Raw genomic sequence first — 9,671 nt, forward strand, 5'->3', positions numbered from 1 at the left:
GTTTGAATTCTTTCGAGTAGCTTTTTCGGGTTTTCATATACACTCCAGTTGAGATAATTATCTCTTAACTGGGTGTGTGAATCTATTGGAGCACGTCAAAGACACCATTAACGTTAGAATACGCCCCATGCCGACGCCGCTATTGAATGACACGGGATTTTTGCAGCAAGCCACCAATAATGCGTTAACAGAGGCGCAGCAAAATGATTTTCCTGGCCAAGACGGACAACGCGGAGCTGATATTATTGAACAGAATGGCTTAATTGAAAAAGCTGGGCGTGGTAAAGCCGGCTTCGACTTTACCCGTTTAAATGCCAATGGCGACGAACAAGACGCCAGCGCAGATACGTGGTCGTGCGTTAGAGACAATGTCACCGGATTGGTGTGGGAAGTTAAAACTGACGATGGGGCATTTCAAGATAAAGACTACACCTATTCTTGGTACAGCGAAGAGGTAAATGGCGGTTTTGAGGGCGACCAGACAGGCGCGAATGCAACGTGCTTATTAACCAGCTGTAATACCTCTGCATATGTACAGGCGGTTAACGCACAAGGGCTGTGTGGTTTTTACGACTGGCGGCTACCTACTCACCATGAACTCTTTTCGTTAATGCATTTAGGCATTGCCGACGACGTGGCCATTGATGAAGATTACTTCCCTAACACCGGTGCAGTCTCTACCGAGCCCCTATGGTATTGGACCTCAGTGCCAAGTGCTGATGGGGTAAACAGTGATGATGCACAAAATGCATGGGCATTGGATTTCGATTCAGGTGTCGATAACTTTCTTAATAAGTCATCAGCGGCGCGTGTTCGTCTTGTAAGAGCAGGGAGATAGTCATGAGCAATAAAGTTAATAAATCCGCTCAACGCGTACTGAAAAGCGCAGTGCTAACTACACTCAAAATGGTTGCGGCCTCGACGTTGCTTGCTAGTGCATCGCTTTCAGCTTTCGCTCAAGAGTGCTTGTCTGATGGACTAGAAACCACGCCCAACGATAATTTTGAAGCAGTGACTACCAGTACTTTGTTGGATACCACCACAGATTTAGTATGGAGACGATGTTCCGAAGGGCAAACTTGGGACGGCTCAACTTGCAGTGGTGAAGCGGTGAAGTATACGTGGCAGCAGGCGCTACAACTTGCGCAGCAGGCAAGCAACGAAGACCTGCTAGGATGGCGCTTGCCCAACGTTAAAGAGTTGGCCACCTTAACGGAACGCGACTGCGTACGCCCGGCGATTAATAGCTCGCTTTTTCCTGCAACGCCGCCAGATGATTTTTGGACTTCTACCCCTTCAGCAGATGATCCAGACAGAGCCTGGGTTGTTGCATTCTTTAACGCGAGCCATTCGATTAAAGAGAAAGACCGTTTCATTTACGTACGACTGGTGCGCACCTACACCAACGAATAGGTGTAGATAAAGATCTACACCGCTTCGTATTAGTCTTTCGTCTAGTATCTGACCCTTAGACTTTTTATCAACAAAGCACGCTCTATAATGCGTGCTTTGTTTTTTGGTTTGAACGTCAATTTTAAAGAAAATCGACACTCTTGTTTAGAGCCTGTTGACCATTGGTGAATAACAAAAGTCTACAGGCCCTACTATCAAGCTGCGTTTTGAGTAGATTGATAATATCGACATGTTCAACCTGATTTTTAGCACGTTAGACTCATGATGGCTTTTTATTTCCCAGTAAGCTAGCCACAATGTTGGTATGAAAATGATATCGAGCCTTAAGGCTGCCCTTTTTACAATTTGTTTATTCGCTGGACTTAGCACATCGGCGCAGGCTGAATATACCTGTAATATCGATTTTGCTTACGGTATTGCCGTTAATAACGAACAGCTTCGCGTAATGGATAAAACCCGCACCGTAGTTCAGATTAATGACCAAAACCAGCTGTTTGTAGGTGGGCGTTGGCAAACCTTGAATGAGCAAGAACGGCAGTGGCTAGAAGAGTATTCTTCAGGGTTACACTATGTAGTACCAAAAATGATTATTTTGGCCACTGAAGGTGTAGATTTAGCTATTGATACCATTGAGCATGTTTACCTAGGCTTAGTAGGCAGTGATCACGACAGCTATGAGCGTTTGAATGCTGCTATGAAGCGTGTTCAAAACCGCGTGAAAGATAAATTCAGGCATGCGAGTAATCATTATTTTATCGGCCCTGGATCACTGGAAAGCGTTGATGAATTCGTGGATAGTGAAATTGAAGCGCAGCTTGAGGAAGCAATTTCTACCTCAGTAGGCGGTATATTATCGGCAATCAGCGGCATTAACACCGGAAGTGGCGAAGTAAATCAAGAGAAAGTAGCGGAAATTACTCGTCAGCTTAATAATGTAGGCGAGCACCTTGATGTAGGTGATAAAGCTACGACATTGCGTAAAAAGGCCGAGTGGTTTTGTGAAAAGCTCAAACGCCTAGATATAGCTGAAGAAAACCTGCGAGCAAGTGTGCCTGCATTCAAGCCTTACAATATCATTACGCGACATGATAAGAGTGAAAACTAGCTGAAATAAGTAATACGTGTACTAATCCTGGTTAAAGACTGATTAAGACAGAAAAGCCTGCGTGAGCAGGCTTTTTTGATCTAGCTTTTCGGTTAATTCAAAAGGGCAAGATTATACGAAGCACGACAGCAGAGAGTTGAGATATCTACGTCCTTTAGCAGTTACCTGCCAGTGACTATCTGAAATAGAAAGCAGCCCTTGGTGATGAGCATCAGACAGTGCGCGTTTAACGTCATCCGTTAACTCAGTACCTGTGAAGTCACTAAAATCACTCATCGGGCAAGGCTCAACTAAACGAAACCTATTCATAAAAAACTCAAACGGTAGGTCGTCTGCACTAACCAGCGTTTGCGTATCTAAATACGGGCGGCTCATTTCCATATAGCCTCTTGGATGCTTCACTTTAACGGTACGATGAATTGTGCCGCTAGCGGCATCGGTAATCTTCCCGTGCGCACCGCATCCAATACCTAAGTAATCGCCAAAACGCCAGTAATTCAGGTTATGGCGGCATTGGTGCCCGGCTTTGGCGTAGCCTGAAATTTCGTACTGGTGATAGCCTGCACGCTCTAAGAGGCTGTGGCCTTTTTCCTGTATTTCCCACAGAATGTCGTCGTCAGGTAGCTCTGGTGGTTTTGAATAGAAAGGCGTGTTTGGCTCGATGGTAAGCTGGTACCACGACAAGTGGTAAGGATCGAGCTCAATGCCTTGCTTCAAATCTGCCATAGCATTCTCTACGCTTTGTTCAGGTAGACCATGCATGAGATCTAAATTAAACGTGGGTAGTCCCGCGCTGTGTGCTTGTTTTACCGCATTTTCAGCTTGGCTTTCATTGTGAATACGGCCTAGCACTTTTAAATGCTTCGGCTGAAAGCTTTGAATGCCCACCGATATTCGGTTTACGCCTGCCTGATAAAAGCCCGCAAACTTACCTGCCTCGACGGTGCCTGGGTTGGCTTCCATGGTTATTTCAGCAGTGTCGCTTAAGTTAACCCGCTGTTTGACGCCGTTTAAGATGTCAGCCATGGCTTCGCTTGAAAACAAACTGGGCGTGCCACCGCCTATAAAGATTGTCTCGACAGGGCGGTCGCCAATGCGTTTGGCATCAATGGCTAAATCGTCCAGCAGGTGCGCCACATATTCTTTCTCGGGTAAATCAGATTTAAGCCCGTGAGAGTTAAAATCACAGTACGGACACTTTTGAACACACCAAGGAATGTGAATATAAAGGCTAAGCGGTGGATTACGCAAAAGTCGCTCTCATATTATCAAGCAAAATCGCTAGGGCGTTGCCGCGATGGCTAATACGGTTTTTTTCGGCTTTCTCCAATTCTGCCGCAGTGCAGCCATGAGTTGGCACGTGAAATACCGGGTCGTAACCAAAACCGTCGTTACCAGAGCGAGCAGTTAAAATTTCGCCTTGCCATTTACCTTGGCTAACTAATGGTACTGGGTCGTCAGCATGGCGCATAAACACTAATGTACAGAAGAAATGCGCTTTACGCTGGGTTTCGCCATCTAGGGCAGCTAATAGCTTGTCAATATTGGTGTCATCAGTTGCATCAGCGCCAGCATAGCGGGCTGAATAGATACCGGGTGCACCGCCAAGGGCGTCGACGACTAAACCTGAGTCGTCAGCAATAGCAGGGAGGCCTGTTACTTGTGCCGCATGACGCGCTTTAATAATGGCATTTTCAACGAATGTTGTACCTGTTTCAGGCACATCAGATACACCTAATTCTTTTTGCGCCACAACGTCTACGCCGTAATCTGCAAATAAAGATGCAAACTCACGCACCTTGCCTTGGTTACCTGTGGCTAAAACAATTTTTTCTGGGAATTTCATTGTGTACTCTTTTGAACTGACGGTGAGCTAAAGCGGTGGGCGGCGGCTGCGGGCGAAACATTGCCTCCACAAACACGCGGTAAACACATCCATGTGCGCTCCGCTGCCGCATCCCTGCGGCAGAGGGTTTGTGTCGGCAATGTTCCACCTACATCCTGGCCCACCGCATTAACTCACTTGAATGTTACTGATCGACTATTTTCGCACTCTTTACTTTTTCTTTTTAGGCTTAGCTTTTGCCTTGGCTTTGTCTTTGGCCTTCACTTTCTTCTTTTTCGGGCCAATTTTAGGCGTTTTGTTTTTAGGGCGTAGCTCGTCAATAACGCGAGCTTTAAGTGGTTCGCCCATGTAACGCGAGGTTTTGGCCACCATGTCAAAATCGTGGGCTTCTACTAACGATATAGCCGTGCCCTTGGCGCCAGCGCGGCCGGTTCTGCCAATGCGGTGAACATAAACGTCGGCTTTGCGCGGCATGTCGAAGTTAATAACATGGCTCACGTTAGGCACATCAATACCGCGGGCAGCAACATCCGTTGCCAGCAAGATAGGTACTTCACCACTTTTGAAACGGGCTAGCGCTGCAATACGTTTGTCTTGTGGCATTTCACCCTGTAGCCAGCACACTGGAATATCTTTCGAGGCTAAGAAGTCCTTAAGCATTTGCAGGCGTTCGCGGGTTTTCACAAACACAACCGCTGACGTCGTTGTTTCTTGCTTCAAAATATTCACCAGCAATGCTTGCTTGTGATTCATGTCGTCAGCAAGGTGATACCACTGATGAATTTTGTTTTTCTCTTTGCGCGATGGGTTCGCTTCAATCACTTCAGGATTGTTAAGAATTTCATGAGCGAAAGTCTTAACGCCTTTGCCTTCAAGCGTGGCTGAGAACAATAGGTTTTGCTTGCGCCAGCGCGCTTCGGCAGCAATTTGGTTAACTACCGTTGAGAAACCCATATCCAACATGCGGTCAGCTTCATCAAGGATCAAACACTCGATATCACGGCAATCTGCGGCTTCTTTTTCGATATGCTCAAGCAAACGACCTGGCGTGGCCACAAGAATATCGAGATTCTTGCTTAAGGTTTCTTTATCGGTACCGTAGTTAATACCACCGGTTATTACCCCGCACACAATTTGTGTATGCTTTGTTATGGCCAGGGCTTGTTCATAAACCTGTAGCGCTAACTCGCGGGTAGGCGTTAGGATCAAAATACGTGTAGCACCAGGCTGTCTGCGCGGATAATCAAGTAAAAACTGGCATGCAGGCAATAAGAAAGCGGCTGTTTTACCAGTACCTGTAGGAGCAGAGGCCAAGATATCTCGTCCATCCAACGCATGCGGGATAACCAGTTCTTGAATGCTAGTTGGAGTTTCAAACCCCATATCGGCAGCTGCGTGACACAGTGCTTCGTCTAATTCGAGTTCTTCGAAAGTCATAGTATAAAAAACGCTCTAAATGAATGGGGCGTATTGTAGCATTGCTATACCAAAACATTGAGAAAAACTGGCGTTAAATTCGCACACCGTAGGTAAATACACATTGTGGTTTGAGGTTACCTACAATAACAGGGAAAGAGGACATCTAATCTAATCAGTAATTGAGGCAATAGCGGATAGCTTTGCCCGGTTAAGCGCGTCTTTTATTTCAGGGCCCTTAACGCCCGTGGCAATGATATCTTGCACGTTCACTTGGTTGGCGGCTGCTAATGCATTTTCAATGCGCTTTTGTTGGTGTTGCCAATCTACGCCCTTGTTATGAGCATAAGGCGCAAAAGCGCTAAGTAATAATGTGAAACGTTCCTCTCTACGCCACGCATCACAGCTATTGAACAAGGCAAGTAAATCGGCGGGCGAGTTTTGCGCGTTCAAAAGAAAGCCTTTGAATTTGCAGGCAAGGCTGACGATTTCACTAACTTGGTTTTGCACTTTAAGCCGACTGCATAACTGTTTCGCTTCTTCCTCACTGAGGTGAGTGAGCAGGGCAGTAAACCTTGTTATCAGCCTAGCGGTTTCTGAATCGCTACTTTCAGGTAATGGGGTTTCTGAACCCGTGTATTTAACAACGCTTTCGTTTTCAGCCTTTTCTAGTGCTACCGCCGTTTTTAACGTTTCCAGAGCAGTATCTACGTTTCTTTCAAGCTCAGTAAACCAGTCATTGAGGCCATGGGCTTGGTTTAATACAGTGAAAAAAACATGCGGTGTTTTCTCTAAAAGACTGCGCTTTGTTTCTTGCCATACCCGCTCTGCACTTAGCGTGCTTAGCTCGCCGCTTTGCGCCATAGACTGCATAAGTGCCATGGTTTCAGTGGCGATAGTAAACCCTAAATAAGCATAGCGGGTTGCAAACCGAGCAACGCGAAATACGCGTAGAGGGTCTTCACTAAAGGCTTCAGATACGTGGCGAAGTACGCGGTTTTCTAAATCTTTTTTACCACCATAGGGGTCGATGAGTTTTCCATAGTTGTCTTGCGCTATCGCATTAACGGTAAGGTCCCGGCGTAACAAATCTTCTTCTAACGTCACCGAGCTTGACGCATCGCATACAAAACCGGTGTAACCTTTTCCTGACTTACGTTCTGTACGTGCAAGTGCGTATTCTTCCTGTGTTTTAGGGTGTAAAAAAACAGGGAAGTCTTTGCCTACTTGGGTAAAACCCTGGCTGAGCATTTCTTCTGGCGTGGCGCCCACCACGACATAGTCGCGTTCAACAACTTTTCTGTTTAACAGTGCGTCACGCACTGCGCCACCAACGAGATATACTTGCATGCTCTTCCAACGATTTTTTAGTCAGTAATACTTTTTTAGATTGGGAATACATCGACTTTTGACGTGTAACGAAAATCAACCTTCCCAAGGTAACAGAGGCGCAGTATAGCAATGTTACAAATAAAATTAGTAGCCACATCGTTATGCGCTTTCACTTCAAGGTTGCGTCTGGTAGTTTAATCGTCGTCAAAAATTAAAACATATAGGCGCTTCAGCAACCATGTATTTGAACTACTTCGGGTTAAATGACAATCCTTTTTCGATTGCGCCTAACCCCGATTATTTGTATATGAGTCCAAGGCACAAAGAGGCCTTGGCCCATTTGACCTTTGGCCTTAGAGAAAGCGGTGGTTTTGTAATGCTCACCGGAGAAGTGGGCACCGGGAAAACAACGGTATCGAGAAAACTGTTGCAGCAGCTACCCGATAATACGCAGGTAGCCATGATTTTGAATCCTACCTTATCGGCCCTTGAGCTATTAGCAACGGTTTGTGATGAGCTAGGCTTGGCTTATACACCTGAAAAAGCAAGCCTTAAGTACTTCACCGATTTGATTTTGTCTAAGTTAGCAGAGAATCATCAGTCAGGCATGAATACGGTACTAATGGTTGATGAAGCGCAGCATCTGTTGCCCGAAGTACTAGAACAACTTCGTTTATTGACCAACCTAGAAACGAATCGTGAAAAACTGTTAAAGGTGGTATTGATAGGTCAGCCTGAATTACAGCAGTTGTTAAAGCGTAATGAATTACGTCAGCTGGCTCAACGCATTACCGCTCGTTATCATCTGCTACCCTTAACTGCGCCAGAAGTCAGCGCATATATAGCACACCGCTTAAGCGTGGCTGAAGGTGATATCAGTATTTTCAGTAAGTCTACATTGCGCGCGGTGCATCAAATTACTGGTGGGATTCCAAGGGTAATTAATTTGCTGTGCGATCGGGCGTTAACCTTATCTTTTACTAAGCAGCATGCGGTTGTGCAAAAGCCTATATTCTTGGCCGCGGCAGAGCAAATTCTAGGTGAAGATGTTGTTAGTCAGCGCGTGCAAAGCCAGCGTAAATGGTATCTCGCATCGGCGTTTGTTTTGGCCATCATATTCGGCTACGGGTTAGGGAGTTTGTATGTCTAATATCGTCGCCATTGAAAATTTAGTGCCCGGTATGGTGATTGTTCAAATTACCAAGCAAAATGGGCCAGTTAAAATTAGAAAGTCGGGTTTAGTGACAAGCGATGCTATGGTGCAGGGCTTGTCTGAAATGGGCGTGCAAGAGGTCGAAATAGACCCTGAGCAAACCGTGGAAATAGCGCCGACAGTTCATCATAGAACTCAGACCCAAGCTTTGCTTCGGGGCGAGCACGACACTACCGCCAAATTTGATAAATCCCTTAACGAGCAGTTTAATCGAAGCTTGTTTTTACCCACAGTAGAAGGGCTTCCGTCAGCATGGAAGCTTTACACCAAGCAAGTTGCGCTTTTTGCCGTCGTTATTCTTGGTGGTTTATGCATTGGCTTTTCCGCCGCTACGGCAAAACGCTGGTGGCCAATGCTAACTGCACCCGCTTCTGTACCGGTGGCAGACTCTGAAAGCTCAGTTTCACAGGTTGAAGCAAGCGGAGGCGCTTCAGCGCTTACGACCACGCAAAGTAGTAATGAAGCACCAGGCACTTCAAGCAACAAAAGTGAACAGGTATCTTCTAACATTCAGGGAAGTGGGCAAAGCGCAGGTTTAAATGAAACTGCTAACACAGCGGTAAATGCCAACGTTAGTAACGGCGGTGCAGCTCAGCAAGGCACGCAAGCGAACGCTATGGTAAATAACCAGTCTGTTGGCAACTTAGCTGCAACACAAAATACTGATTTAGGTGCAGTTCCAAATACAAACCCAAACACAACAGGTACTCAGAATCGCTACAATAACGACGTGTCCCAACGTTCTGGCGCCGAGCCAAGTAGTGGATATGAGCGTAGCTCTTCAATGGATACAAGACAAACTGAGACTTCAGGGAATTATGAAGGGAGAGTATTAAATGAAGCTACGTCTCAATCTGACGTATCCGTGTCACCAGAACTCATGGCCCGTTTTAATGCTGCCGTTGAAGCGCTAGACTCAAAGGCACAAGATAATAAACCCGCTGAAGAGCAAACAAGGGTGACGGTTAAAGACGAACTACCCCGTGTAGATCAGTTACCCGTTCGCTTGTTAACACGACTTCCAACCATGAACTTTAGCGCGCATATGTATGCGTCTCGTCCTGCCGATAGGTGGGTGAGAGTCAATGGCCGTCAAATAGGTGAGGGTGACTGGATTGCTGATAGAGTGCAAATCGTCAATATTGAAGCGCAACGTGTGGTGCTTGCTTTCGAAGATGAGATTTTTACTATGGCAGCATTAACCGATTGGTAATTACTATCTGTTAGTTACAAAAAACACTAACAAGTGTGTCGTCCTAATATAGGTTGACAGTTATTAGGCCAGCTCTCGAAGCTGGCCTTTTCTATTATGCACTGCGTTAGGCGTTTCCATATCTAATGCTAAG

General features: G+C 46.0%; 8 protein-coding genes and 1 pseudogene. 5 read left to right on the top strand and 4 right to left on the bottom strand.

Going from position 1 to position 9,671, the window contains the following annotated elements; genetic code table 11:
- Positions 1 to 94: 94 nt before the first annotated feature.
- The 3 genes and pseudogenes from MHM99_RS19915 to MHM99_RS19925 all read left to right on the top strand — a co-directional run.
- Positions 95 to 838 (top strand): annotated as a pseudogene (locus MHM99_RS19915) (DUF1566 domain-containing protein); the annotation flags it as partial.
- Positions 839 to 840: 2 nt separating this feature from the next.
- Complete coding sequence (locus tag MHM99_RS19920; RefSeq protein WP_014948472.1) at positions 841 to 1,413, top strand: DUF1566 domain-containing protein; 573 nt, start codon at positions 841 to 843, stop codon at positions 1,411 to 1,413.
- A 310-nt stretch (positions 1,414 to 1,723) separates the two neighbouring features.
- A complete protein-coding gene (locus MHM99_RS19925) occupies positions 1,724 to 2,518 on the top strand; it encodes a YggN family protein (RefSeq protein ID WP_014978492.1) in 795 nt (264 codons plus the stop codon).
- Positions 2,519 to 2,629: 111 nt separating this feature from the next.
- Here MHM99_RS19925 and hemW read toward each other — a convergent pair whose 3' ends face one another.
- From hemW to MHM99_RS19945, 4 genes are all read right to left on the bottom strand, one after another.
- Complete coding sequence (gene hemW, locus MHM99_RS19930) at positions 2,630 to 3,769, bottom strand: radical SAM family heme chaperone HemW (RefSeq protein ID WP_239220378.1); 1,140 nt, start codon at positions 3,767 to 3,769, stop codon at positions 2,630 to 2,632.
- Positions 3,762 to 4,364: an XTP/dITP diphosphatase gene (locus tag MHM99_RS19935; protein WP_014948475.1), complete on the bottom strand. Its 603-nt coding sequence runs from the start codon at positions 4,362 to 4,364 to the stop codon at positions 3,762 to 3,764. The genes hemW and MHM99_RS19935 overlap by 8 nt, the downstream gene beginning before the upstream one ends.
- 210 nt (positions 4,365 to 4,574) lie before the next feature.
- Positions 4,575 to 5,801 (bottom strand): ATP-dependent RNA helicase SrmB, encoded by a 1,227-nt coding sequence (gene srmB, locus MHM99_RS19940; protein WP_110288400.1) that lies wholly within the window; start codon positions 5,799 to 5,801, stop codon positions 4,575 to 4,577.
- A 150-nt stretch (positions 5,802 to 5,951) separates the two neighbouring features.
- Complete coding sequence (locus MHM99_RS19945; protein ID WP_239220379.1) at positions 5,952 to 7,130, bottom strand: CCA tRNA nucleotidyltransferase; 1,179 nt, start codon at positions 7,128 to 7,130, stop codon at positions 5,952 to 5,954.
- A gap of 220 nt (positions 7,131 to 7,350) precedes the next feature.
- Here MHM99_RS19945 and MHM99_RS19950 point away from each other — a divergent pair, with 220 nt between their 5' ends.
- Positions 7,351 to 8,262: an AAA family ATPase gene (locus MHM99_RS19950; RefSeq protein WP_014948480.1), complete on the top strand. Its 912-nt coding sequence runs from the start codon at positions 7,351 to 7,353 to the stop codon at positions 8,260 to 8,262.
- Complete coding sequence (locus MHM99_RS19955; protein WP_239220380.1) at positions 8,255 to 9,538, top strand: general secretion pathway protein GspB; 1,284 nt, start codon at positions 8,255 to 8,257, stop codon at positions 9,536 to 9,538. Before MHM99_RS19950 ends, MHM99_RS19955 begins: the two co-directional genes overlap by 8 nt.
- Positions 9,539 to 9,671 lie beyond the last annotated feature (133 nt).

Origin of the sequence: Alteromonas sp. MmMcT2-2 (genome assembly GCF_022348305.1) — a bacterium.
Lineage (GTDB): Bacteria > Pseudomonadota > Gammaproteobacteria > Enterobacterales > Alteromonadaceae > Alteromonas > Alteromonas macleodii.